The sequence below is a fragment of the Roseibium litorale genome (genome assembly GCF_014842915.1).
Classification (GTDB): domain Bacteria; phylum Pseudomonadota; class Alphaproteobacteria; order Rhizobiales; family Stappiaceae; genus Roseibium; species Roseibium litorale.
In genome coordinates this window covers 394,963-421,162 of the sequence record NZ_JACYXI010000002.1, presented here as the reverse complement: position 1 = coordinate 421,162, position 26,200 = coordinate 394,963, and the positions used below count along the sequence as shown (strand labels likewise).

Here is a 26,200-nt window from a genome sequence, read left to right as displayed (position 1 = left end):
ACACACCTGTGGAGACCCGCATGGCCGACGCCCCTTCCGGCGCCTCTTCCAGACCGACCGTTCCTGCCATGGAACTGCGTGGCGTGAAGCGCAGCTTTGCCGAAGGCGAGAACGAGCTGAAGATTCTGAGTGATGTGAATTTTGCCATCTATCCCGGCGAGATGGTGGCGCTGGTGGCGCCCTCCGGAACGGGGAAGTCGACGCTGCTTCATATTGCGGGCCTGTTGGAGCATCCGGACGAGGGCGCTGTCCTGATTGGCGGTGTGGATTGCGCCGACCTTGGGGACGATGCCCGCACGCGCATCCGCCGGTCCGATGTGGGCTTTGTCTATCAGTTCCACCATCTCCTTCCCGAGTTCACAGCTTTGGAAAACGTGATGGTGCCGCAGATGATTAATGGCCTTGGCCGTAAGGATGCGGCTGCGCGGGCGCAGCAATTGCTGGATTATATGCGCATGGGCAACCGCTCCAGCCACCGGCCTTCGGAGTTGTCGGGGGGCGAGCAGCAGCGTGTGGCTGTGGCCCGCGCTGTTGCCAATGCGCCGCGGCTTCTGCTTCTTGATGAGCCGACCGGCAATCTCGACCCGACGACGGCGAACTACGTCTTTGATGCACTGCAGGCGCTGGTCCGGGCCTCAGGTGTCGCAACGCTTTTTGCAACCCACAACATGGAACTTGCCGGCCGGATGGACCGCTGCATCACCCTGTCCGGCGGACAGGTGATCCCGGTGGACCTATAAAAGCTGCAGCCGACTGGCTGTTCCATCAGCAAGGCGGATGCGGATTTCCTACTAGGAATCAATTCCCTGGATGGCGTGGTTACCTTTTGGTAAGCAAAGTCAAGAAATAAGAACAAAAGGGGATTGCAAAGAGAACAAAATAAAAACATACTCTCCTGGTGATGAGGTTCTTGGTTTTTGCAGGAGGTAAGTATGTTTCATGTGGCTCGTGATTTCGCCGCCTTCGGTTCCCTGGTTCTCTTCTGCGCCACCATCATGGTCTGGAGCGATGTGCTGATGCCGCTCAACTGAGGGGCGCCGTTCTTCTGGCTGCCGCGAATGAGAGCCTGAAGGGCCGGTAAAGACCTGTGACCTTTTGTGGGAATTGGGTTTGAAAGGTCGACAGAAGCGCCTTCGGCAGGTCATGTGGGATGGAGAAATTATTCACCCGCTGAGGGAGCCCCGCCATGACATCCGAAAGCACTGTTCCGCCGTCCGGCGCCGGGTTCGTGCATCTCAGGGTGCATTCGGCACTTTCACTTCTTGAAGGGGCCTTGCCGATCAAGAAGCTGCTGGATCTGGCCAAGGCTGACGATCAGCCCGCCCTTGCGATCACCGACAGCGGAAACCTCTTTGGTGCTCAGGAATTTTCGGGCAAGGCCTGGGGATCGGGCATCCAGCCGATCATTGGCTGCCAGCTGTCTGTCGCCTTTGAGGACCGGACCCCGGAAGAACGCCGCAGCGAACCGGATCTTGGCGACCTTGTGCTTCTTGCCATGGACGAGCAGAGCTATGGCAATTTGATGGAGCTTACGTCGAGGGCGTATCTCGACACGGATACCGGGCTGAAACCCCATGTCACCCACAGCTACCTCCTTGAAAAATCGGACGGGCTGATCTGTCTGACCGGCGGCAGTCTTGGGGCGGTGGGCAAGCCTCTTCTGGTGGGGAGAAAGGATCTTGCCCGCGGGCGCCTTGCAACACTGGCCGGAGCGTTCTCCGGGCGGTGTTATGTCGAGATCCAGCGCCACGGTATGGAGAGCGAGCGCAAGACCGAGGATGCGTTCCTGGATCTGGCCTATGACCTCGGTCTGCCGCTGGTGGCCACGAACGAGGCCTTCTTCCCCAAGCGGGAGGATTATGAAGCCCATGATGCCTTGATCTGTATTTCCGAAGGCCGTGTCCTCATCGAGGCGGACCGCCGCCGTCTGACGCCGGAGCATTACTTCAAGAGCCGGGCGGAAATGGTTGAATTGTTTGCCGATCTCCCGGAGGCTGTTGCCTCGACGATCGAGATCGCGCAGCGCTGCAGCTACCGGCCCCTGCGCCGCGATCCGATCCTGCCGCGCTTTGCCGGGGCGGATGCCGACCCGGAAGAAGCGGTAAAGGCCGAGACTGCCGAACTCTTCCGTCAGGCCCGCGAGGGCCTGCAGATGCGTCTTGATGTCCATGGCCTCGCCCCGGGCCTGACCGAGAAGGACTATTGGGACCGGCTCGACTATGAACTCGGCATCATCGACCGGATGAAGTTTCCGGGCTACTTCCTGATCGTTGCGGACTTCATCAAATGGGCGAAGGCCCATGACATTCCGGTGGGTCCGGGCCGCGGGTCCGGGGCAGGGTCCCTTGTGGCCTGGTCGCTGACGATCACCGACCTGGATCCCATGCGTTTCTCCCTCCTGTTCGAGCGCTTCCTCAACCCGGAACGTGTCTCGATGCCCGACTTCGACATCGACTTCTGCCAGAGCCGGCGCGAAGAAGTCATCCGCTATGTGCAGGAGAAATATGGCCGCGGCCAGGTGGCGCAGATCATCACCTTCGGGTCGCTTCAGGCCCGCGCCGTGCTGCGTGACGTCGGCCGCGTGCTGCAAATGCCCTATGGCCAGGTCGACCGGCTCTGCAAGCTGGTACCGGCCAACCCCGCCAACCCGGTCACCCTTGGCCAGGCCATCGCCGACGAGCCGCGCTTGCGTCAGGCCGCCGAGGACGAGGAGATCGTCGACAAGCTTCTCAAGATGGCGCAGAAGCTGGAGGGTCTTTACCGGCACGCCTCCACCCACGCGGCGGGTGTGGTGATCGGCGACCGGCCTCTCGAACAGCTTGTGCCGCTCTACCGCGATCCGCGCTCGGACATGCCGGTTGCCCAGTTCAACATGAAGATGGTGGAAGACGCCGGGCTGGTGAAATTCGACTTCCTCGGCCTCAAGACGCTGACGGTCATCGATACGGCGGTGAAGCTGATCGAGCGCCGGGGCATCAAGGTGGATGTGGCCGCGCTGCCTCTGGACGATCCCGCCACTTACAAGCTTCTGGCAGGGGGCGAAACCTTTGGCGTGTTCCAGTTGGAAAGCCAGGGCATGCGCCGCGCCATCGCGGGCATGAAGCCGGACCGGTTCGAGGATATCGTCGCGCTGGTGGCGCTCTACCGGCCGGGTCCGATGGAGAACATTCCGGTTTATAACGCCGTGAAGCACGGCGAGCAGGAGCCGGACTGCCTGCATCCGCTGCTCGAGCCGATCCTGATGGAGACGAACGGCATCATCGTCTACCAGGAACAGGTGATGCAGATCGCCCAGGTGCTGTCCGGCTACTCCCTCGGGGAAGCTGACCTTTTGCGCCGCGCCATGGGTAAGAAGATTGCCGCGGAGATGGAGATCCAGCGTGCCCGCTTCGTGGATGGGGCGGTCGAACGGGGCATCGACAAGGGGCAGGCGGGGACGATCTTTGACCTTGTGGCGAAATTCGCCAACTACGGCTTCAACAAGTCTCACGCCGCAGCCTATGCGCTCGTCTCCTATCATACGGCCTGGCTGAAGGCGAACCACCCGGTCGAGTTCATGGCTGCTTCCATGACCCTTGATCTCGGCAACACGGACAAGCTCGGCGACTTCCGCCAGGAAGCCCGGCGGATGGGGATTGAGATCGTGCCGCCATCGATCAACCGGTCCATGGTCCATTTCGACGTGCAGGATGGCAAAATCATCTACGCTATGGGTGCCATCAAGGGCGTCGGCGAACAGGCGGTGGAGCATATTGTCGAGGTCCGGGGCGGCAAACCGTTCAAGAGCCTTGGCGACTTTGGCCGCCGCATCAGCCCCAAGGTCCTCAACAAGCGGACCATGGAAAACCTGATCGCCGCAGGTGCATTCGACGAGCTTGAAAAGAACCGCGCCCGGATTTTGGAAGGCTTGGACCGGATCATGGGCCTCGCGCAGCGCACGGAAGAAGACCGGACGCTTGGCCAGAATGACATGTTCGGCGGCAGTGACGGAGAGGAGCCTTTGGTTCTGCCCGACAGCAACAACTGGACGTCGGAAGAAAAGCTCCAGCGCGAGCATGCCGCCATCGGCTTTTATCTCTCGTCCCATCCGCTCGACGAATATGGCGAGCTTCTGGAAAAGATGCGCGTGCAGCCCTGGGCGAAATTTGCCGAAGCGGTCAAGAAGGGGGCATCTGCCGGGCGTCTTGCCGGCACGGTGATCTCGCGCCAGGAGCGCAAGACCAAGACCGGCTCCAAGATGGGGATTGTCCGCTTCTCGGATGCGACCGGCCAATTTGAAGGGCTCCTGTTCAAGGAACGCCTGGAACAGTTCCGGGATGTTCTGGAGCCGGGCCGCTCCATGGTGCTGCTCGTCGGGGCGGACCTGCGCGATGACGAGCCCTCCATCCGCATCGAGCAGGTGGACCCGATCGAAGTTGCCGCCGCAAGGGTTCAGCGCAGCCTGCGCATCTTCATGCGTGATGAGCGCCCGATCGCAAGCCTTGCCCGGCATCTGAAGGTGCGGGGTGAGGGGGAGGTGACCGTTGTGGTGATGCTGGAAAACGGCGCCCGCGAGGTCGAGGTGCGCCTTCCTGGCAGGTTCCGCCTCTCGCCGGAAATCACCGGTGCCTTGAAGACCGTTCCTGGGGTTATGGACGTGCAGATGGCGTGACGCCCTGTCCGGGAGGGGCCGCAGGCCGATTGGGGCATCCATGGCGCGAATCTCCTGCCTTGAAAAGACGGTGCAGCATGTAGTTGCCGTCTTCCGGACGCTTTGGTTTTCCTGGAAACGGGGTGGTGAACAGCTGTTCCGCGCTATGTCCGCCCTTGGCGGGCCTTTGCTGTGGGTTCAATTGGCCTGATCGGACGTGGAATCGACCTTTGGGCTTGAACTTGCCAGACGCGGCCACTATAAGGCGCGCATTCCACACGCAAGGGGCGGAGGCTGAGCTTAATCATGTCCTCCATCCGGTGACGGACGGGATCTCCCGCCGTCGGCTCCCTCTTGCGGAGGTATAACCGGAAAAACATCAGGAGTTTGGGCCATGGCTTTGCCCGATTTCACCATGCGTCAGCTGCTCGAAGCAGGCGTTCACTTTGGTCACCAGAAGCACCGCTGGAACCCGCGTATGGGCCAGTACATCTTTGGTGTGCGTAACGACGTTCACATCATGGATCTGGCACAGACCGTTCCGCTGCTGCACCAGGCTCTGAAGGCTGTCAGCGACACCGTTGCCGGTGGTGGACGCGTTCTGCTCGTCGGCACCAAGCGCCAGGCTCAGGACGCTGTTGCTGAAGCTGCACGCAACTCCGCGCAGTACTTCGTCAACGCCCGATGGCTCGGCGGCATGCTGACCAACTGGAAGACCATCTCCAACTCGATCCAGCGTCTGCGCAAGCTTGAAGAGACCCTGAACTCGGACGTCTCCAAGTCGCTGACCAAGAAAGAGCGTCTGTTCATGGACCGCGAGCGCGAAAAGCTCGAGCGGAACCTGGGCGGCATCAAGGACATGGGCGGTATCCCGGACCTGATCTTCATCATCGATACCAACCGTGAAGCAAACGCGATCCAGGAAGCCCGCCGTCTGGGTATCCCGGTTGCTGCAATCCTGGACTCCAACTCGAACCCGGAAGGCATCACCTATCCGGTTCCGGGTAACGATGACGCCGGCCGTGCGATCACGCTTTACTGCGACCTGATCACCCGCGCCGCCATCGACGGGATTTCCCGTGCTCAGGGCGCTTCCGGCATGGACATCGGTGCTTCTGAAGAAGCTCCGGTTGAAGAAGTTCTAGCCGAAGAAGCTGCTGAAGCCTGATTGATCAGTCCTGGCCGCGGATCGACGCCGCGGCCAGGATTTCAAATTTTGTCGTGGGCGGACCCTGTCGGTTACGGCTCCGTCATAAAGATGCGGGCGCTCATGCTTTAAGTGCTGACCAGCCCCAACCTATCCACGAGGCAATCAATGACCACCATTACCGCTGCAATGGTAAAAGAGCTGCGCGAGACGTCTGGCGCAGGCATGATGGACTGCAAGACCGCCCTGACCGAGTCGGGCGGCGACATGGAAGCTGCCATTGACTGGCTGCGCACCAAGGGCCTCGCAAAGGCTGCGAAGAAGGCTGGCCGCGTTGCTGCTGAAGGCCTGGTCGGTGTTGCTTCCGAAGGCGCCAAGGCTGCCGTGATCGAGCTGAACTCCGAAACCGACTTCGTTGCCCGCAACGACGGCTTCCAGGAGCTCGTCCGCAATGTTGCCAATGTTGCTCTGGGCACCGACGGCCAGCTGGAAAGCGTTGCTGCCGCAGCTTATCCGACCGGCAAGCCGGTTGAAGATGCCATCAAGGACGCGATCGCGACCATCGGCGAGAACATGACTCTCCGCCGCGTGGCTCTGCTGACCGTTTCTGAAGGCGTTGTTGCTTCCTACGTCCACAACGCTGCTGCTGAAGGCCTCGGCAAGATCGGCGTTCTGGTCGCTCTGGAATCTGCAGGCGACAAGGACAAGCTGAACACTCTCGGCCGTCAGATCGCCATGCACGTTGCTGCGACCAGCCCGCTGGCTCTGAACACCGATTCTCTGGATCCGGCTGTTGTCGAGCGTGAGCGCAATGTGTTCATCGAGCAGGCCCGCGAATCCGGCAAGCCGGACAACATCATTGAAAAGATGGTCGAAGGCCGTATCCGCAAGTTCTATGAGGAAGTCACGCTGATCAAGCAGGCTTTCGTCATCAACCCGGATCTGACCGTCGAGCAGGCTGTAGAAGCCCTGGCCAAGGAACTTGGCACCCCGGTCAAGCTCACCGCTTTCGTCCGCTTCGCTCTCGGCGAAGGGATCGAGAAGGAAGAGACGGACTTCGCCGCGGAAGTGGCGGCAGCCGCAGGGAACTGATCCCATCGAAAAGCGCCGGCATTGTCCGGCGCTTTTTTTTAGAAGGAACAACAAAAGAGAAGGTTGCGACATGACCAAGCCCCTGCGCTGGAAACGCGTGCTGCTGAAGCTCTCCGGTGAAGCCCTGATGGGCAGCCAGTCATTCGGGATCGATCCGATGGTGGTGGAGCGGATCGCCAAGGAAATTGCAGATGCGGTTGCTCTGGGGTGTCAGGTAGGGGTCGTTGTCGGTGGCGGCAACATCTTCCGCGGTGTCGCTGTAGCGGCCAAGGGCGGCAACCGGGTCACCGGCGACCATATGGGTATGCTGGCGACCATCATGAACTCCCTGACGCTTGCCGACGCCCTGCGGCGCCACAAGGTTCAGGCCCGTGTTCTGTCCGCCGTTTCCGTTCCCTCCATCTGCGAAACCTTTTCCCAGCGAGTGGCCGAGCGCTACATGGAAGATGGTGACGTGATCGTCTTTGCCGGCGGCACGGGCAACCCGTTCTTCACGACCGATTCCGGAGCGGCCCTGCGCGCCGCCGAAATGCGCTGCGATGCCTTCCTGAAGGGCACGCAGGTCGATGGCATCTACTCGGAAGATCCGAAGATCAATCCGGAGGCCGAGCGCTATGATACGCTGAGGTTCGAGGATGTGATCCAGCGCAATCTCAAGGTCATGGACACCACAGCCATCGCTCTTGCGCGCGACAACAACATTCCCGTGATTGTTTTCCGCATCCATGAGCCGGGGGCTCTGGTTGCTGTGCTTCAGGAAACCGGCCGTTATACGGTTGTCGGGAGCTGATTCTTTTGCCAATAACTCCGGCGCAAGGACTTGTGTTTCAGCACGAGTGTGCGATTTTGGCGCCGGCCGTGACTCTCTGAGCCACCAAAGCAAGATATAAGCGAGGAAGTTATGCCTGTAGAAGGTGTGGACATGGACGATCTCAAGCGCCGTATGAATGGTGCGCTTGGTGTTCTGAAGACCGAATTCGCCGGCCTGCGGACCGGCCGTGCCTCGGCCAGCATGATGGATCCCATTGTTGTTCAGGCCTATGGCCAGTCCATGCCGGTCAGCCAGGTTGCGACCGTCTCCGTTCCCGAGCCGCGCATGCTTGCCGTTCAGGTCTGGGACAAGGGCATGGTTTCGGCTGTCGAAAAGGCCATCCGTGAATCCAACCTGGGCCTCAATCCGGTGATCGATGGCCAGCTGCTGCGCCTGCCGATCCCGGAACTGAACCAGGAACGCCGCCAGGAGCTGATCAAGGTCGCTCACAAATATGCCGAGGCCGCCAAGGTCTCTATCCGTCACGTCCGCCGCGACGGTATGGATACGGCAAAGAAGCTGGAAAAGGACGGCGACATCAGCCAGGACGACAGCCGGGTTGCTTCTGACGAGATTCAGAAGCTGACCGATGGTATGATTACCGAGGTTGATGTAATGCTCGCCAAGAAAGAGCAGGAAATTTCTCAGGTCTGATGACCTTTCCGGCATAACCGCCGCGCGGGGAGCTTCATGACCGCAAGTCCAGACCGTACCGACATGGCGCCGCCTTCCCGGCAAGGGCAGGGTGGCGTGCCACGCCACGTGGCCCTGATCATGGACGGCAACGGCCGGTGGGCCAAGGAAAGAGGCTTGCCCCGCTCGGAAGGCCATCGCCAGGGGCTCGATACCCTGAGGCGGATCATCCGTCATGGTGTCCGCATTGGCCTCGATTACATTACCATCTACAGCTTCTCCTCGGAGAACTGGTCCCGTCCAGCCGGCGAGGTCAGCTTTCTCATGTCCCTGCTGCGCCGGTTTGTGCAGCGGGACCTGTCCGAGATTCACCAGGCCAACGTCCGGATCCGCGTGATTGGGGACCGTCAGGGGCTTGAGGGCGGAATCCGGGCTCTTCTTGATGAGGCTGAGGGGCTGACCCGGGACAATACCGGTATGACCCTGGTTGTCGCCTTCAATTACGGCTCGCGGGACGAAGTGGCCCGCGCCGTCAGAACGCTCGCTCAGGATGTGGCTGAAGGCCGTCTCAAGGTGGAGGAGATCACACCTGAGGCGATTGGCGCCCGCCTGGACACATCCGGAATTCCGGATCCGGATCTCATTATCCGGACCAGCGGGGAGCAGCGTCTGTCCAACTTCCTCATGTGGCAGGCTGCTTATTCCGAATTCTATTTCTGCGACACCTACTGGCCCGACTTCGATGAAGCCGCGTTTGACCGTGCGATTGCCGATTTCAGCGGCCGTGAGCGGCGCTTCGGCGGCGTCAGCGCCAAAGTTTTCTGATGATGGCGGGAACAAGCGGCCAGGGGCAGGGCGCCGGAAAGTCCAAAATGGCTGATCTGAGAGCGCGGGTTCTGTCTGCGCTTGTGCTTGGGCCAGCGGTTCTGGCGCTGAGCTGCTTCGGCGGTGCGCCCTATGACGGTCTGGTTCTTGTTGCGGGCGTGCTGATCCTGTGGGAGTGGTTCACCATCACCGGGACCATTTTCAAGAGCCCGTCGGGTCTTGCCGGTCTTCTTGCTTTGGCGGCATCGGGGCTCAGCTATCACCTGGGGCTGCCGATTGCGGCTTTCGGCTTGGTGCTTGCTGGCATGATCCTCTGCTACATTTTGGGCAAGGCGGCACGGACAGCCCGCTGGGGAGCGGAAGGTGTTCTTTATGCCGGGCTTTCCATGCTTGCCCTGATGGCCGTGCGCCGGGGTGATCTTGGGCAGGTGTTCATCTTTTTCCTGCTGGTTGTGATCTGGGCAACCGATATCTGCGCCTATTTCGTCGGCCGCTTTCTTGGCGGGCCGAAGCTTTGGACACGGGTGTCCCCGAACAAAACCTGGTCCGGAGCGCTTGGGGGGCTGACCTTTGCCGTCCTGTTTGGTGGCGGCTTTGTTCTTGCCGCCGGTCAGACTGAGCCGCTGGGCTGGATGCTGCTTGCAGGTCTCCTGTCCATCGTCTCCCAGATCGGCGATCTTGCTGAATCCGCCCTGAAGCGCCGTTTCAAGGTCAAGGATTCCAGCCAGCTCATTCCGGGCCATGGCGGTGTCATGGACCGTGTGGACGGTCTTGTGGCCGCGGCCGTCTTTGCTGCCTTCCTGGGGCTTGCCTTCGGCGGAGAGCTGATGGATCCGGTTTCCGCACTTGGCCTGATGTAATGGAGACCGGAATGGATGCCAGCATGCCAGGCCACGCCCGTCCTGCGGCGGCAGGATCTGAGGGCTATGATCCTTTGTCCAGTAAGCCCTATCAGCGCGTTACCGTTCTGGGCGCGACCGGTTCTGTTGGAAAAAGCACACTCGATGTGATTTCGCGCCATCCGGACCGGTTCGGGGTTGAGGCACTCGTTGCCAATTCCAATGTTGCCGGACTGGCAAGGCTGGCGCGGCAAGTTGGCGCCAAGATCGCGGTTGTCTCTTCCGAGAGCCACGGCCCGGCCCTGCGGGAGGCGCTGGCCGGAAGCGGAATCGAGGCAGCCTGGGGCCACCAGGCTGTTCTGGAGGCGGTCGACCGTCCCGCCGATATCGTGCTTGGAGCGATTGTCGGCTTTGCCGGGCTGGAGCCGACCCTTCGCGCGCTGAAGCCGGGCCGGGCGCTTGCGCTGGCCAACAAGGAATGTCTTGTCTGTGCCGGCGATCTCTTCATGTCAGAGGTTGAGCGCCACGACGTGACCTTGCTGCCGGTGGACAGCGAGCACAGCGCGATCTTCCAGGTGTTCGAGGCGGCCAACGCTGCACAGGTGGAAAAGATCATTCTCACCGCGTCCGGCGGCCCGTTCCGCACCTGGCCGCTTGAGGCGATGCAAAAGGCAACAGTTGCCGAGGCATTGAAGCATCCCAACTGGGACATGGGCAGCCGGATCACCATCGACAGCGCTACCATGATGAACAAGGGCTTCGAAGTGATTGAAGCCTTTCATCTGTTTCCGCTGGAGGCAGACCAGCTGGACGTGCTGGTTCATCCGCAGTCGGTTATCCACGGTCTTGTGCAATACCGGGATGGATCGCTTCTGGCCCAGCTTGGATCTCCTGACATGCGCACACCGATCGCTCATTGCCTTGCCTGGCCGGAGCGGATGGAAGTTCCTGTCGAACGGCTGGATTTGGCAGCTATTTCGAGCCTGACCTTCGAGGCGCCTGATCTGGTGCGGTTTCCTGCCTTGCGGCTTGCCCGGGATGCCATGCGGCGCGGGGGCGGGGCCGCGGCTGTGCTCAATGCTGCGGATGAGACGGCTGTTGCAGCCTTTCTGGCGGGCCGGATCGCCTTCATGGATATTCCGGCTTCCGTTGAGGCGGCGCTTGATGCCATGGAGCCACGCCTTGGACGATCCGCCCCGGCACGGATCGAGGATGTCGCCGCTCTCGATCGAGAGGCGCGATCAATCTGCGGGAACTGGATTGCGGCGAGGGCCTCCTGAGGCTTATGGTCTGGCCAACGATTCCGGACAGAACACCGTTTTTGACCGGAAAAAAGACGAAAGCCTTTACCCTGTTGTAATTCCTGACCGTATAATGGCCGGGAATAACCACACTGCCTTCGGACCTACGGGACAGCAGAATGGAAATTTTGACATCGGCCTATGATCTTGTCATTGGCTACATCGTGCCTTTCCTGTTTGTGCTGACGATTGTCGTCTTCTTCCATGAGCTTGGCCATTTTCTTGTTGCCCGCTGGTGCAATGTGAAGGTTGATGCCTTCTCGGTCGGCTTTGGCCGCGAGATCATTGGCCGCAACGACCGCCACGGCACGCGCTGGAAGCTCTGTTTGATCCCGCTTGGCGGCTACGTGAAGTTTGCTGGCGACGACAATGCCGCAAGCGTGCCTGACCGGGACCGGATAGCTGCCATGTCCGATGTTGAGCGCCGCACGGCCTTCGTCGCCAAGCCGGTCTGGCAGCGCGCTGCTGTGGTGGCCGCCGGTCCGATTGCCAACTTCATTCTGGCTATCGTGATTTTCGCGGCAATTTTCATGACCTTCGGACAGGTTGTTACCACGCCGGTTGTGGAAGAAGTGCGCCCGCAAAGCGCGGCGGAGCGGGGCGGTCTCAAGGCGGGGGACCTTATTCTGTCCGTCGATGGCCGCGAAATCGCGACCTTTACTGACCTGCAGCGGATCGTTTCTGTCAGTGCTGACGTGCCTCTGCACATGCAGGTGGAGCGCGAGGGCAAGACCATTGATCTGACTGTCACGCCGGAATTCCAGGAGTTGAAAGACCGTTTTGGCAACGTGCAGCGGATCGGGCTTCTTGGTGTGTCACGCAGCCCGAAGCCGGAAGATCTCGTTCATGTGACATATGGTCCTTTGGAAGCGGTTGCTCAGGGGGCGAAAGAGACCTTCTATGTCGCATCCCGGACGGTTGATTACATCTGGGGCGTGATTTCCGGCCGCGAGGCTGCCGATCAGCTGGGTGGGCCGATCCGGGTTGCCCAGATCTCCGGGCAGGTTGCGACCCAGGGCATTGTTCCGCTGCTGAGCCTGGCGGCTGTGCTGTCAATCTCGATCGGTCTGATCAATTTGATGCCGATCCCCATGCTGGATGGCGGGCATCTTGTCTATTACCTGGCCGAGGCCGTTCGCGGGCGTCCCCTGAGCGAGGGGGTTCAGGACATCGGTTTCCGGATCGGGCTTGGAATTGTTCTTCTGCTCATGGTCTTTGCCACATGGAACGATGTGCTCCATATCGCGAGGCTTTGAAAGGGCTTGAGCGTGAAGCGTTGCTTTGCCGCAACGTCTTCATATGAAAACCATTTTGGCCTTGTTCGGCTGTTGCCTAATCGGCAAAAGCCTGTAAAACGAGGTCAGTTGCTGAGAATCTGGTTTCCCTTTGCCTGCTGGCAAGGGCGCTAAAACAAAAAGGCATAGCTCACTTATGCAGCGATTGCAGTCATCCACTCGCGCCGTGTTTCTTGCGGCAACCGTTCTGGCGACGGGTGCTCTTCTGCCCAGCAGTGTCAGCCTGTTCCCGGCTGTGTCCGCCGAGGCAGCAGTGGCCCGTTCCATCGTCGTGAAGGGAAATACCCGGATCGAGGAAGAAACGGTTCTGAGTTACCTCACCATCAAGCCGGGCCGTTCTTATGGTCCTGCAGACATTGATGAATCGCTCAAGGCTCTCTTTGCCACCGGCCTTTTTGCCGATGTGAAGATCAATCAGCAGGGCGGATCGCTCGTTGTGAGCGTGAGCGAAAATCCGATCATCAACCGGGTTTCCTTCGAAGGAAACAAGAAGATCAAGGATGACGCCCTGAAGACCGCTGTCCGGTCCTCCGAGCGGTCCATGCTGACCCGCGCCCGCGTCCAGTCCGATGTGCAGAACATCCTGGAAGCCTACCGCCGCGGCGGCCGTTATGGCGCTTCCGTTGATCCGAAGATCATTGATCGCGGGGATAACCGCGTCGATCTGGTGTTCGAGATCAATGAAGGCGAGAAGACCGGCGTTGAGCGCATCACCTTCATCGGCAATAACTCTTTCAGCGATGGCCGTCTGCGTGATGTGATCCGCACCCGCGAAAGCGGGTTCCTGAGCTGGCTGCGCAGCACGGATACCTATGATCCGGACCGTCTGGCTGCCGACGAAGAGCTGCTGCGCCAGTATTACTTCAAGAAGGGCTATGCCGATTTCCGTATCGTTTCGGCGAATGCCGAGCTGGATCGCGAGCAGAACGTCTTCCATGTGACCTTCACGGTCGATGAAGGCGAGAAGTACAAGATCGGCGATGTCGAGGTTGTCTCCTCTCTTTCGGAAGTGGATCCGGAAGCGCTCAAGTCCGAACTGCGCACCTCTTCAGGCGATACGTTCAATTCGCTGCGTGTTGAGCAGAGCGTTGAGGATCTGACCGTCAAGGTTGCTGAAAACGGCTATGCCTTTGCCCAGATCCGCCCGCGCGCTTCGCGTGACTATGAAAACAAGACCATCTCTCTGACCTATTATGTCGAAGAAGGTCCGCGTGCTTATGTCGAGCGCATCAACGTGATTGGCAATGACCGGTCCCGTGAATATGTGATCCGCCGTGAGTTCGATCTGGCGGAAGGTGATGCCTTCAACCGGGCTCTTCTCGACAAGGCAGAGCGCCGTCTGAAGAATCTCGGATTCTTCGAGCGTGTGAATATCACCACGTCTCAGGGTAGCGCTCCGGATAAGGTCGTTATCAACGTTGAAGTTATCGAAAAGCCGACGGGTGAAGTTTCCTTCGGTGTCGGTTATTCCACCGCCGACGGTGTGATCGGCGATGTGTCTGTTACCGAAAAGAACTTCCTGGGCCGTGGCCAGTACGTGAAGCTTGGCGTCGGTGGTGGCAAGGACACGAAGACCTACGAGTTCGCTTTCATCGAACCGTTCTTCCTCGGGCGCCGCATCGCGCTTGATCTGGATCTGTACCGCCGGGAAAAGGATGCGAACAGCTACCGCTCCTATGATGAGCGCAAGACCGGTGGCGGTTTCGGTTTCACCTTGCCGCTGCGTGAAGACGAGCTGAAGCTGCGTCTTTACTATCAGCTGTACGAGACCAAGCTGTCCGATCCGGATGATATCTCGACCAGCATTAGCAAGTGTGACACGGCCAAATTCTCCCGTGGTATTTGCGACTCCTTCGGGTCCTACATCACGTCTGCTGCGGGCTACACGCTGACCTACAGCACACTCGACAACATCATGAACCCCAAGGACGGTCTCTATGGCCAGTTCGGTCAGGAGTTCGCAGGTATTGGTGGCGATTCCCAGTATATGAAGACCACGGCTGAAGGCCGGGTCTACAAGGAGCTGCTGCCGGATTACGGGGTGATCGGCAAGTTCGCGATCCAGGGTGGTCACATCATGGCCCTGGGCAGCAAGCGTCTGCGCGTTTCCGACCAGTATATGGTTGGTGGCGATATCGTTCGCGGCTTCGAAAACCAGGGGATCGGTCCTCGTGATGCGACCACGGGTGATGCTCTCGGCGGTACCATGTATCTGGCTGCAACGGTCGAAACCACTTTCCCGCTCTTTGGTGTTCCGGAAGAGTTCGGCTTGAGCGGCGCCGTCTTTGCTGATGCCGGTACCGTCTGGGATGTCGATAACGATCTGGCGAAGGTTGTTGGTAAGAACAATATTCAGTCCAATGACTTCGCGCTTCGCGCGTCTGTCGGTGCCGGTATTCGTTGGGATTCTCCGTTCGGCCCGCTTCGCGCAGACTTTGCATGGCCGGTCATGAAGGAAGATGAGGACGAAGTTCAGGTCTTCCGTCTGAGTGGTGGTACGCGGTTCTAATTGGGCCGTAGACATGATACGAACGGCCGCCGCACCGCCGGCGGCCGTTTTTTATTGGGAAGCAGCAATGTCCGATCCGATTTTTTTCAAGCAGCCTGAGCCGGTCACTCTCGGCCAGATCGCCGAATGGGCAGGGGCGGACATCGAGCGGGGTGATCCTTCGCATGTGATTTCCGGCGTTGGTCCGGTGGAAGAGGCTCTCGCAGGCACGCTCGTCTTCTTCGACAACACGGTCTATCTCGACAAGCTGGCCTCCACAGAAGCTGCGGCTGTTCTCGTCGCGCGCAAGCACAAGGATAAGGTTCCTGAAAGTGCGGCTGTGCTGGTCTGCAAGGAGCCGTATCGCTCCTGGGCTCTGGTTCTCGCAAAACTTTATCCGGAAGCAATGTTTCCGGCGGTGAAGGGCGTTGCCGCTGTTTCAGACCGGGCCGTTGTCGATCCGGGCGCGGTTCTGGAGCCTGGTGTCATCGTGGAAGCTGGCGCGGTCATCGCAGCCGGCGCTGAAATCGGCAGTGGCACTGTGATCCGCGCCAATGCGGTGATTGCGGAAGGCGTGCGTATTGGCCGGGATTGTGTCGTCGGCGCAAATGCTTCCGTTCAGCATGCGATCATTGGCAACAAGGTTTATCTCCATCCGGGCGTTTGTGTTGGCCAGGACGGGTTTGGCTATGCGATGGGGCCGGGCGGTCATATCAAGGTGCCGCAGATCGGCCGCGTTATCATTCAGGACAATGTCGAGATCGGGGCCAATACCACCGTGGACCGGGGTGCAAACCGGGACACAGTGATTGGTGAGGGGACCAAGATCGACAACCAGGTTCAGATCGGCCACAACGTTGTCATCGGACGCCATTGCGTCATCGTTTCACAGGTTGGCATCTCTGGAAGCGCAACCCTTGAGGACTACGTTGCCATTGGCGGCCAGACTGGCGTGCGCGGCCATGTCACCATCGGCATGGGTGCCCAGATTGCCGCTGTCAGTGTGGTGTCTGAAGATATTCCGGCAGGCGGACGGTATGGGGGCGCTCCTGCCAAGCCAGTGAAACAGTGGTTCCGCGAGATGGCAGTGCTTCGAAAGCTTGCAGAGCGTGGAAACGCAACGTAAACCGGACGGAATTGATTGAATGTTCAGGCGCGCGTTGCGCCGAGGGGTTGAATGCACATGGAAAACACTGAAAAGAAGGTTTTGCCGAGCGCAGATATCATGGAAGTTCTTGAACTTCTGCCGCACCGCTATCCTTTTCTTCTGATCGACAAGATCATCGAAATGGACGGTGACGACAGCTGCATCGGCATCAAGAATGTGACTATTAACGAGCCGCATTTCCAGGGGCATTTCCCCAAGCAGCCGGTGATGCCGGGTGTTCTTTTGATCGAAGCGATGGCTCAGACGGCAGGTGCCCTTTGCGTTCATTCCCGCGGTAAGGATACGGCTCCGCAGCTCGTCTATTTCATGACGATCGATCGGGCGAAGTTCCGCAAGCCGGTGGTTCCGGGCGATCAGGTCCACTTCCATGTGAAGAAGATCAAGCAGCGTTCGAACATCTGGAAGTTTGATGCCGTCGCCATGGTTGATGGCGCAAAGGTTGCTGAGGCGGAAATCAGCGCCATGCTGGTGGATGCGTGAGGACCTGATGTCAACGATACATCCCAGTGCAATTGTCGAGGATGGTGCCACCTTGGGTGAAGGCGTCCGCATCGGTCCCTTCTGTCATGTGGGCAGTCAGGTTGTTCTGGGGGATGGCGTCGAGCTGAAGTCTCATGTCGCTGTCGCCGGGGATACGCAAATCGGCGCCCGTACGGTTATTTTCCCGTTCGCCTCTATCGGGCATCAGGCGCAGGATCTGAAATACCGTGGCGAGCATGCCATCCTGCGCGTCGGTGAGGATTGCCTCATCCGCGAGGGTGTGACCATGAACGCGGGGACGGAAGGCGGCGGGTTCTCGACCTCCATCGGCAACCGCTGTGCCTTCCTGGCTAACTCTCACGTCGGTCATGACAGTCATCTCGGCGACAACATCGTTCTGTCGAACAACGTAATGATCGCAGGCCATGTGACCGTCGGCAGCAATGTGATCTTCGGTGGCGGTTCTGCCGTCATCCAGTTCACCCGTATTGGCGATCATGCCTTTGTCGGCGGTCTGGCCGGTCTGGAAAACGATCTCATTCCGTTCGGAATGGTTACAGGCAACCGGGCGCATCTGGGCGGCCTCAATCTGGTGGGTCTCAAGCGCCGGAATTTCCCGCGTGAGCAGATCCATGCGCTGCGGGCCGCCTATCGCGATCTGTTTGAGAGCGAGACCGGCACTCTGCGCGAGCGGGCGCAGGCCGTGGCCGAAGCCAATGCCGATCAGCCGCTCGTCCGTCAGGTGACGGACTTCATCCTGGAAAAGGAAGACCGCCGTTTTTGCACGCCGCGGGCACCCGAGTGATAAACCTGTCATGATCCGGGGCCATGACAGCAAAGATCTTTTGACGGCCGGTGCATCCCTTGCGCCGGTCGCTCTTATTTGTGGCAATGGCATGTTGCCGCTGCAGGTTCTGAACGGCCTTCGCGCCGCCGGACGCCAGGCTTTCATCGTTGCCATCAAGGGCGAAGCGGAAGAAGTCCTGAAGCGCCAGGCCGCCGTGGAGCTGGGATGGGGCGAGATAGGCCGTCTGTTCAAGGTTATGGCGGCGGCAGGATGCCGCGAGGTCGTCCTGATCGGCGGCATCAGCAAGCGCCCGGATTTCACCTCCGTCATGGGGGACCTCGGCACGCTGCGCCGTCTGCCGCGGATCATCAAGGCGCTTTCCGGAGGCGATGACAGCCTTTTGACCAAGGTGATCGGCCTCATCGAGGAAGAGGGATTTCGCGTGGTAGGGATCAAGGATGTGGCGCCGGACCTGCTTGCGGGACCTGGAAGCCTGGGACAAGTCAAACCGCGGGCGGAAGACCTGAAGGACATGGCGCTGGCGCTTGAAGCTGCCCGCCGTCTCGGGGATCTCGATATCGGCCAGGCTGCTGTTGCCCTCGGCGGCCGCGTGATTGCTGTTGAAGGCGCGGAAGGCACGGATGCCATGCTCGCCCGCTGCGCCGAGCTTCGCCAGAACGGGCGGGTGCGCGCAAAGGGGCGTCTTGGCGTTCTGGTCAAGACCGTCAAGCCAGGACAGGACCTGCGGGTTGATCTCCCGGCGGTTGGCCCGATGACCATTGAGCGGGCTCAGGCAGCCGGGTTTGCCGGTATCGCCGTGGAGGCGGGCGGAGCGCTGATTGCCGAGCGTGAAGCGACAGTCGCTGCCGCCGACAAGGCTGGTCTGTTTCTCTATGGTCTCGACCCGCAAACCGCGCCGGAGAGTGACGCATGACCGGTGGGGAGCGCATGTTCAAGATCGCCTTTGTGGTCGGCGAAGAGTCAGGTGATCTGCTCGGCTCCCGGCTGATGGCAAGCCTGAACCGGGTCTTGCCAGGCCGCATTACCTATTGCGGACTTGGCGGTGAGCGGATGGAAGAGCAGGGCTTGAAGAGCCTGTTCGACATTTCCGACATTGCGGTCATGGGGCTCACCGCAGTTCTGGCCCGTCTGCCCTTGATCGTGAAGCGGGTCTATCAGACGGTCGACGCGGTGATCGAGGCCAATCCGGATGTTCTGGTGATCATCGACAGTCCGGATTTTACTCACAATGTCGCCAAACGGGTGCGCAAGCGCGCGCCGCATATTCCGGTCATCGGCTATGTGTCGCCGTCGGTCTGGGCCTGGCGGCCGGGCAGGGCGAAGAAGATGAGCGTCTATGTGGACGAGCTTCTGGCCATCCTGCCGTTCGAGCCGGAGGTTCACCGCAAGCTTGGCGGCCCGCGCACCCATTATGTCGGCCATCCCTTGATCGAGCGGCTTGAGGAACTTCGGTCGAGCGCAGGAGAGCGTCCCGCCTTGACCGATGGGCGCAAGACACTTCTCCTGCTGCCGGGAAGCCGGGGCAGTGAGGTCGACCGGCTTCTGAAAGACTTCGGCCAGACCCTTGAAGTGCTTGATAGATCCGTGCCGGATCTGGAGATCCTGCTTCCGGCTGTTCCGCGCATGGAAGCCCGGATCCGTGCGGAGACCGCAGGCTGGGCGGTCCAGCCGGAGATCGTGACCGGTAACGCGGCCAAGCATGCCGCCTTCCGCCGGGCCCATGCGGCTCTGGCCGCTTCTGGAACAGTGTCGCTTGAGCTGGCGATTTCTGGCGTACCCATGGCGATCTGCTACCGGCTCGACTGGTTCTACCGCCGCCTCAAGGATATCAACCGCATCTTCCCCTTTGCCAGTGTCTCATCCATGGTGCTGCCGAACATCATTCTGGGCCGCAACGTCGTGCCGGAGTTTCTGGACGACGAAGTCTGTCCTGAAAAGCTGGTGCCGGTGCTTGAGAGCCTTTTGGCGGATACACAGGTTCGGCAAGAGCAGGTCAGCGCCTTCTCCGAGCTGGACACGATCATGCGCCTGCCGGATGGCCGTTCCCAGAGCGAGGCGGCAGCGGCAGTGGTGATGGATGTTCTGACGCGCGGAAAGGCAACCTGAGGGCTTTCCTTTGCGGCTAACCGGATCTTTGAATGGGCTTGCGGATCACGGCGGAAATACAAGGCCGCAGGTCTTCGAGGATGCTTGTAGCCAACCGGGCAGCTGCCCGTTCCCAGGAGGTTCGGTACGGTTGCCGTTATTGAACAGGTTGATCGGTAAGACGGCGCATCATAAGGACATCCACGATCTCTTTGCCGTCATAGATATAGCCTCCGGGAAGTCTGCCGTACTCCACAAAACCTTCCCTTTGATAGAAACGCATTGCTGCCGGGTTTTCCGCTGAGACAACGAGTTCCAGCTGGAGAATGCCGCAGTTTCGCGCATGATCCGTGACTGCGGCCAAAAGCTCCCGCGCCAGGCCGGTTCCGCGCAGGTTCTTGCGGACATACACCATCATGATCGAGGCGCGATGCGCCATCTTGGCGAGGCTCTCTGGAAACAGTCCCATTAGGCCGACGGGCTCCCGGTCGAGAAATGCAGCGAATACCGGATTATCCAGGCGTTGCATCCATGCGTCTTCAGACAGAGCGGCCCAGTCCTCATAAGTGCTGGCAAAGTTCGCAGGCTCGGCGCGAAGGGCTTCCAGGCGGATGCGGCGGAAGGCATCCACGTCGGATGCTTCCAGACGTTTGATGATGATGCCCGTGCTCATAGGCTTTTTCCCCTTCACGGTTCAGCGGACCTCAGGTCAGGCGGTGGTTCCCGAGGCTGAATAAGAAAAACCCCCGGCGGTGAGCCGGGGGTTCCGATTGCCATGACGATCCCGGCCGGTCTTAGCGGCGCTGTTCGATCGGCACGTAATCGCGCTTCGGAGCTCCGGTGTAGAGCTGGCGCGGACGGCCGATGCGCTGGGACGGATCTTCCACCATTTCCTTCCACTGGGCGATCCAGCCCACGGTGCGGGCAAGAGCGAACAGCACGGTGAACATGTTGGTCGGGAAGCCCAGGGCACGCAGGGTGATGCCGGAGTAGAAGTCGATGTTCGGATAGAGCTTTTTCTCGACGAAATAGGGATCGTTGAGAGCGATCTTTTCCAGTTCCATCGCGATGTCGAGGAGCGGATCGTCCTTGATACCAAGCTCGCCGAGAACCTCGTGACAGGTCTTCTGCATGATCTTGGCGCGCGGGTCATAGTTCTTGTAGACCCGGTGACCGAAGCCCATGAGACGGAACGGATCGTTCTTGTCCTTGGCGCGGGCAACGAATTCCGGAATGCGGTCAACGGAACCGATTTCGGACAGCATGTTGAGCGCTGCTTCGTTGGCGCCGCCGTGTGCCGGGCCCCAGAGGCAGGCAATGCCAGCTGCGATACAAGCGAACGGGTTCGCCCCGGAAGACCCGGCGAGACGAACGGTCGAGGTGGAAGCGTTCTGCTCGTGGTCGGCGTGCAGGATGAAGATACGGTCCATGGCGCGGGCCAGAACCGGGTTCACCTTGTATTCCTCGCAAGGAACCGCAAAGCACATGTGCAGGAAGTTTGCCGCGTAGTTCAGGTCGTTGCGCGGATAAACGAACGGCTGACCGACGTGGTACTTATAGGCCATGGCTGCGATGGTCGGCATCTTCGCGATCATGCGCAGCGACGCAATCATGCGCTGGCGCGGATCGGAGATGTCGGTGCTGTCGTGGTAGAAGGCGGACAGGGCGCCAACGACACCGCACATGACGGCCATCGGGTGTGCGTCGCGGCGGAAGCCGGAGAAGAAGCGCGACATCTGCTCGTGGATCATCGTGTGATAGGTCACACGGCTCACGAAGTCTTCCTTTTCCGGCTTGGTCGGCAGGTCGCCGTAAAGCAGCAGGTAGCAGGATTCCAGGAAGTCGCCATGGTCTGCAAGCTGTTCGATCGGATAACCGCGGTAGAGCAGCGTGCCCTCGTCACCATCGATATAGGTGATCTTGGATTCGCAGGACGCCGTGGAGGTGAAGCCCGGGTCGTATGTGAACATGCCGGTGTCCTTGTACACGGACGAGATGTTCACCACAGACGGCCCGATGGTTCCGTCCAGGACGTCGAAACCATGTTCGCCGCCGCCTACGGTCAGCTTGGCGTTCTTGTCAGCCATTCAGATAACCTCCTATGTCAGAAACTCGCCGCAGCCCCCGGCGTGAATGCAGGAATTGCCCGGATGAGGGCCGGACAGAGACCCAGCCTGAGGGTGCTGGAGGAATGGTCGGCTCTTGCGTAGCCCATTTGTTGCGGGGCCGCAAGCGCAGGACCATACCGCTTTGGTCAAATCCGTTGCCGGAATTTTGCGCCGCAGGGCAGGCGATGCTGCCCTGCGGTATATTTCGTCAGGATGCCTGGTCCGCGATACGGGCGAGGCTCTCGTCGCGTCCGAGGGCAATGAGAACGTCATAAATGCCCGGAGATGTGCCCCGGCCGGTCAGCGCGGCGCGCAGCGGCTGGGCGACCTTGCCAAGCTTCAGTTCCTTTTCTTCCGCATAGGCCTTAACGGCTGTTTCCAGTGCCCCGGCTTCCCAGAGATTCGCTCCGCTCAGGAGCTTGTGCAGGTCTGCAAGGATCGCCTTGGCTTCCGCGTCAAGGATCTTGGCTGCTTTCTCGTCCACGTCCAGCGGGCGCTGGCGCCACAGATAAGAGGCGCTCTCGGTCAGCTCGACAAGCGTCTTGGCGCGTTCCTTGAGGCCGGGAAGGGCGGTCAGAACGGTGGCGGTGTTGTCACCTGTTGCCATCCAGTCGAGCACCGCCTTGCCGTCCTCGCGATGAGCAAGGCAAGCCTTCCAGTGCTCCAGGAGCTCCGCATCGTCCGTGGAGCGCATGTAGTGGCCGTTCAGGTTCTCCAGCTTCTTGAAATCGAAGCGGGAGGGAGACTTTCCGATGGCATCCGTGCCGAACCACTTGATCATGTCTTCCGTTGACATGATTTCCTCGTCGCCGTGGCTCCAGCCAAGACGGGCGAGATAGTTGCGCATGGCCGCCGGCAGGTAGCCCATGGCGCGGTAGGCCTCCGCACCGGTTGCGCCGTGACGCTTTGAGAGCTTTGCTCCGTCCGGGCCGTGGATCAGCGGAATGTGCGACATCTCCGGCACGTCCCAGCCCATGGCCTGGAAAATCAGGGTCTGCCGGGCTGCATTGGTCAGGTGGTCGTCACCGCGGATGATGTGGGTCACGCCCATGTCATGGTCGTCCACCACCACAGCCAGCATATAGGTTGGCACGCCGTCAGACCGCATCAGCACCAGATCGTCCAGATCCTTGTTCGGAAAGACAACACGTCCCTGCACCAGATCGTCAACCACGGTTTCGCCTTCCAGCGGTGCGCGAAGACGGATCGCCGGGGCAATGCCTTCCGGGGCTTCGGATGCGTCGCGGTCACGCCAGGTGCCGTCATATCGCGGCGGGCGGCCTTCAGCGCGGGCCTTCTCCCGCATTTCGGTCAGCTCTTCCGGGGTGCAGTAGCAGCGGTAGGCTGTGCCATTGGCAAGCATGGCTTCGACCACTTCCTGATGGCGGGCGACACGGGCAAACTGTGAGACCGGTTCACCGTCCCAATCAAGCCCGAGCCAGGTCAGGCCATCCAGAATCGCGTCAACCGCTTCCTGTGTGGAACGGGTCCGGTCCGTGTCCTCAATGCGCAGCAGCATCTTGCCGCCGTGGTGTTTGGCAAACAGCCAGTTGAAGAGAGCCGTGCGGGCGCCGCCGATGTGAAGGAAACCGGTGGGGGAAGGCGCAAAGCGCGTGATGACGTTATTGGCCATGGTGGTTCTTGATTGTCTCTGCCAGAATGATGCCTTGGCGGGAAACCGCCGGGTTGGCGCGGTCTTAGCATAGCAGCGCCAAACTCCAAAGACCCGGGGAGGGTTTTCGCCTTGGCCGGCACGGGGGACAGGTCCGGATCGGGACCTGATCGGAAGGAGCCGGGGCAGCGGGCGGGCCGGGGACTGGGACGCAAGGGCAGGCAGGAGCCTGATACCCCAGCGTCCGCCGGAGCAGCGCAAGGCCCCAAAGATGACACGCCGTCAGCTGGCGCGGTCTCAACTTCTGATACCGGAACTTTAATAGCCCGCGGGAAAGAGACACGGCTTGGTTTTGAACGGCCGAACTGGACCCGTCCGGAGGCTTACGGCTTTGCGCCAGCAAAGCGGGACCATGAGAACGCCCCCTATCGCGCGCCTAAGGCTTTGCGGGAAGGACGGCTCAGGGAAGAGCAGGGGCTGCTCTGGGGTGGTTTCGCTCTGGCATCCGGAATACTGGCTTATTTCTCCTTGCCCGAAGAGCCGTCCGCGCTGGCGGTTATAGGCGCCGCGCTGGCGCTTGGCCTCTGGGCTGCCTGGCGTGACCGCTCGCGGGGTTTCAGCCTTGCGGTGGTGCTCAGTCTCTGGTTTGCCGCAGGCTTTACTGCGGGAACTCTGCGCACCGCTCTTGTGGCCGCGCCGAAGCTGGAGGCGGCCCGGACCCTGGAGATCAGCGGCATCGTCGCGGAACGCGAACAGGCCGCTTCCGGCCCCCGCCTGATCATCGATGTTCTTCAGGCGGGTAATCGCGGGCGCATGGCGCCGCCAGGGCCTCAGCGTCGCGGCCCGGTCATTCCAGCGCGGATCCGTGTCTCCGCTCCGCAAGAGAGCGGCGCCAGGGCGGGGGATCATGTGCGGCTGAAGGCCCGTCTCTTCCCGCCGTCCTCTCCCATCCGTCCGGGGGGCTACGACTTTTCCTTCACCGCCTATTTTTCCGGGATCGGCGCGACCGGATTTTCCTATGGCAAGCCGGAGATTGAGGCGCAACAGGCAGGTTTCGGTTTCCGGCGGGAGCTGGATGACCTGAGGCAATTGCTCGCCGCAAAAATCCGCCGCACATTGCCGCCGGGCGACCCTGCGGAACTGGCGGTCGCTCTGCTTGTGGGGGAACGGGCAGGTCTGTCAGAACAGGCAGAGGAGAGCCTGAGGGCCGCCGGGCTGGCCCATGTGCTGGCCATCTCGGGCCTTCACATGGCTCTGTTCGCCGGAGGGGCCTATACGGCTCTGCTCTTGCTGCTGGCCTTGTTCGAGCCGCTGGCGCTACGGCTTCCCTTACACAAGATTGCGGCTAGTGCCGCGCTTATGGCTGCGGCATTCTATCTGCTTCTGTCCGGGGCGTCCGTCTCCACCCAGCGGGCCTTTATCATGATCTCGCTGGTGTTCATCGGCATTCTCACCGCCCGGCGCGGGCTGACCCTGCACAGTGTCGCTCTTGCGGGCATCACACTGCTCCTGGCCCGGCCGGAGCAATTGTTCCATCCAGGTTTCCAGATGTCCTTCGCTTCGGTGATCTGCCTGATTGCCGTTTATGGCCGCTGGTCGGAAAGCCGGCTCCGGACCCTGATGAGAACAGGGCACGCACATGAGACAAGCCTTGCGGTGAGGCTGGCGCTGACGCCGCTTCTCTGGGGCGGCGGGGTTCTGGCGACAACGGCCATAGCGGGCCTTGCGACCGGCATCATCGGCGCGCATCACTTCGGGCGGATTGCGTCCTATGGAATGATCGGCAACCTCCTTGGCATGCCGCTGGTGTCGCTTGTCATCATGCCCATGGGCGTTCTTTCGCTGGTGCTGATGCCGTTCGGCCTCTCCGCGCTGCCGCTCTTCGTCATGGACAAGGGCCTCTCCATGCTGCTGGCCGTGGCGGCCTGGACTGAGGCGCTGGATGACGGCAAAGGCGCCCTGATACCGCCCGGGGCCCTGGCGACCCTGTTCCTGACCACTGGTCTGTTCTGGCTGCTGCTGACACGTGGCAGGTGGCGTTTTGGTGCTGTTGCACTTATTTGCGCCGGGTGGGTGGGGCTCTCATGGGAAAGGCCGGCGGACATACAAATTGCGGACCTTGGCGGGGTGATTGCCGCAAGAGATGCGGAAGGCGTTCTGAGATTATCGTCGGTAAGGGCGAGCTTTGCCGGAGAGATGTGGCTTCAGGCAGAAGGAGTATCGCCCGAGGGGCTGAAATCACGAAAGATGGCAGCGGATCAGGCCGCCTGCGATGAGACGGGCTGTGTCTATCTGGCCTATGGGCCTGATCCCACGGGTCCGGAACGGAACTGGGGCGGCATGCTTATGTCGCTGTTCGGGATTGGACCAGGCGTTTCAGGACAGGGGGAGGGGGTGGGTAGAATAAACGTTCGAAAACAGCGGTCTAATCCGGCTTCTTCAGATTCCGAATCGGATTTGGTTTTGCGGCAGCCCTTGCGAGTGGCCTTGCCGAAAACGCCGGAGGCGCTGGAACTCGATTGCCTGTTTGCGGATATCATCGTGACGGCGCTGGATGTTCCGTCTGACTGCGCCGTCCCGCTGGTGATCGGCGGCTCTGACCGGCTCGAAATTGGGGCACTGTCTTTCTGGCTCAAAGACTCACAGGTTACAGACAGCCTGGAGCGGCCCGGAGGCGTGACCGGTGCCCGCGAAAATACACAAAAAGATCCGGCATTGGGCGCAGGTCCTGCCACTGGCGGGGAGCGGCCTTTGCGGGTGAAAACCACTCTCTCAGCCTGGACCGGAGCCAAGACGAGGCCACCGCGCCCATGGCACAGATGAGAGGCATCTGATGATGGCGCAGCTCCCGGCCGCTCATTCTTGAGGTGCCCGGGAG

20 protein-coding genes are annotated in these 26,200 nt (G+C 60.6%); 17 read left to right on the top strand and 3 right to left on the bottom strand.

Going from position 1 to position 26,200, the window contains the following annotated elements:
• Positions 1-20 precede the first annotated feature (20 nt).
• The 16 genes from IG616_RS05895 (at position 21) to lpxB (ending at position 19,623) form a co-directional block, all read left to right on the top strand.
• Positions 21-740, top strand: coding sequence for an ABC transporter ATP-binding protein (locus IG616_RS05895; protein WP_216863286.1), 720 nt, complete (start codon positions 21-23; stop codon positions 738-740).
• A 446-nt stretch (positions 741-1,186) separates the two neighbouring features.
• Positions 1,187-4,651, top strand: coding sequence for a DNA polymerase III subunit alpha (gene dnaE, locus IG616_RS05890; protein ID WP_192147193.1), 3,465 nt, complete (start codon positions 1,187-1,189; stop codon positions 4,649-4,651).
• A gap of 373 nt (positions 4,652-5,024) precedes the next feature.
• Complete coding sequence (gene rpsB, locus IG616_RS05885; protein ID WP_192147192.1) at positions 5,025-5,798, top strand: 30S ribosomal protein S2; 774 nt, start codon at positions 5,025-5,027, stop codon at positions 5,796-5,798.
• A 147-nt stretch (positions 5,799-5,945) separates the two neighbouring features.
• The gene (gene tsf, locus IG616_RS05880) at positions 5,946-6,869 is read left to right on the top strand and encodes a translation elongation factor Ts (RefSeq protein ID WP_192147191.1); all 924 of its coding nucleotides are present in this window, start codon (positions 5,946-5,948) and stop codon (positions 6,867-6,869) included.
• Between the two features lie 70 nt (positions 6,870-6,939).
• The gene (gene pyrH / locus IG616_RS05875) at positions 6,940-7,659 is read left to right on the top strand and encodes a UMP kinase (protein ID WP_192147190.1); all 720 of its coding nucleotides are present in this window, start codon (positions 6,940-6,942) and stop codon (positions 7,657-7,659) included.
• A 111-nt stretch (positions 7,660-7,770) separates the two neighbouring features.
• Positions 7,771-8,334 (top strand): ribosome recycling factor, encoded by a 564-nt coding sequence (gene frr, locus IG616_RS05870; protein ID WP_192147189.1) that lies wholly within the window; start codon positions 7,771-7,773, stop codon positions 8,332-8,334.
• Positions 8,335-8,370: 36 nt separating this feature from the next.
• Positions 8,371-9,138: an isoprenyl transferase gene (locus IG616_RS05865; protein ID WP_425504155.1), complete on the top strand. Its 768-nt coding sequence runs from the start codon at positions 8,371-8,373 to the stop codon at positions 9,136-9,138.
• Positions 9,139-9,185: 47 nt separating this feature from the next.
• A complete protein-coding gene (locus IG616_RS05860; protein WP_192147188.1) occupies positions 9,186-9,998 on the top strand; it encodes a phosphatidate cytidylyltransferase in 813 nt (270 codons plus the stop codon).
• 11 nt (positions 9,999-10,009) lie between these two features.
• Positions 10,010-11,257: a 1-deoxy-D-xylulose-5-phosphate reductoisomerase gene (locus IG616_RS05855; protein WP_246476123.1), complete on the top strand. Its 1,248-nt coding sequence runs from the start codon at positions 10,010-10,012 to the stop codon at positions 11,255-11,257.
• A gap of 140 nt (positions 11,258-11,397) precedes the next feature.
• Positions 11,398-12,534, top strand: a complete 1,137-nt coding sequence (gene rseP, locus IG616_RS05850) for an RIP metalloprotease RseP (protein ID WP_192147186.1) — start codon at positions 11,398-11,400, stop codon at positions 12,532-12,534.
• 175 nt (positions 12,535-12,709) lie between these two features.
• On the top strand, positions 12,710-15,082 hold the full coding sequence (bamA, locus tag IG616_RS05845) for an outer membrane protein assembly factor BamA (RefSeq protein WP_192147185.1): 2,373 nt from the start codon (positions 12,710-12,712) through the stop codon (positions 15,080-15,082).
• A 67-nt stretch (positions 15,083-15,149) separates the two neighbouring features.
• Positions 15,150-16,187, top strand: coding sequence for a UDP-3-O-(3-hydroxymyristoyl)glucosamine N-acyltransferase (lpxD, locus tag IG616_RS05840; RefSeq protein ID WP_192147184.1), 1,038 nt, complete (start codon positions 15,150-15,152; stop codon positions 16,185-16,187).
• Positions 16,188-16,244: 57 nt separating this feature from the next.
• A complete protein-coding gene (gene fabZ, locus IG616_RS05835) occupies positions 16,245-16,709 on the top strand; it encodes a 3-hydroxyacyl-ACP dehydratase FabZ (RefSeq protein ID WP_192147183.1) in 465 nt (154 codons plus the stop codon).
• Between the two features lie 7 nt (positions 16,710-16,716).
• On the top strand, positions 16,717-17,514 hold the full coding sequence (lpxA, locus tag IG616_RS05830; RefSeq protein ID WP_192147182.1) for an acyl-ACP--UDP-N-acetylglucosamine O-acyltransferase: 798 nt from the start codon (positions 16,717-16,719) through the stop codon (positions 17,512-17,514).
• 10 nt (positions 17,515-17,524) lie between these two features.
• Positions 17,525-18,430, top strand: a complete 906-nt coding sequence (locus IG616_RS05825; protein WP_192147181.1) for an LpxI family protein — start codon at positions 17,525-17,527, stop codon at positions 18,428-18,430.
• Positions 18,427-19,623, top strand: coding sequence for a lipid-A-disaccharide synthase (gene lpxB, locus IG616_RS05820; protein ID WP_192147180.1), 1,197 nt, complete (start codon positions 18,427-18,429; stop codon positions 19,621-19,623). Before IG616_RS05825 ends, lpxB begins: the two co-directional genes overlap by 4 nt.
• Positions 19,624-19,759: 136 nt before the next feature.
• Here the strand turns inward: lpxB and IG616_RS05815 are convergent, their stop codons facing one another.
• From IG616_RS05815 to gltX, 3 genes are all read right to left on the bottom strand, one after another.
• Complete coding sequence (locus tag IG616_RS05815) at positions 19,760-20,275, bottom strand: GNAT family N-acetyltransferase (RefSeq protein WP_192147179.1); 516 nt, start codon at positions 20,273-20,275, stop codon at positions 19,760-19,762.
• A 121-nt stretch (positions 20,276-20,396) separates the two neighbouring features.
• Complete coding sequence (gene gltA / locus IG616_RS05810) at positions 20,397-21,689, bottom strand: citrate synthase (protein ID WP_192147178.1); 1,293 nt, start codon at positions 21,687-21,689, stop codon at positions 20,397-20,399.
• Between the two features lie 229 nt (positions 21,690-21,918).
• On the bottom strand, positions 21,919-23,343 hold the full coding sequence (gene gltX, locus IG616_RS05805) for a glutamate--tRNA ligase (RefSeq protein WP_192147177.1): 1,425 nt from the start codon (positions 23,341-23,343) through the stop codon (positions 21,919-21,921).
• Positions 23,344-23,454: 111 nt separating this feature from the next.
• Here gltX and IG616_RS05800 point away from each other — a divergent pair, with 111 nt between their 5' ends.
• Complete coding sequence (locus tag IG616_RS05800; protein WP_192147176.1) at positions 23,455-26,145, top strand: ComEC/Rec2 family competence protein; 2,691 nt, start codon at positions 23,455-23,457, stop codon at positions 26,143-26,145.
• Positions 26,146-26,200: the final 55 nt, after the last annotated feature.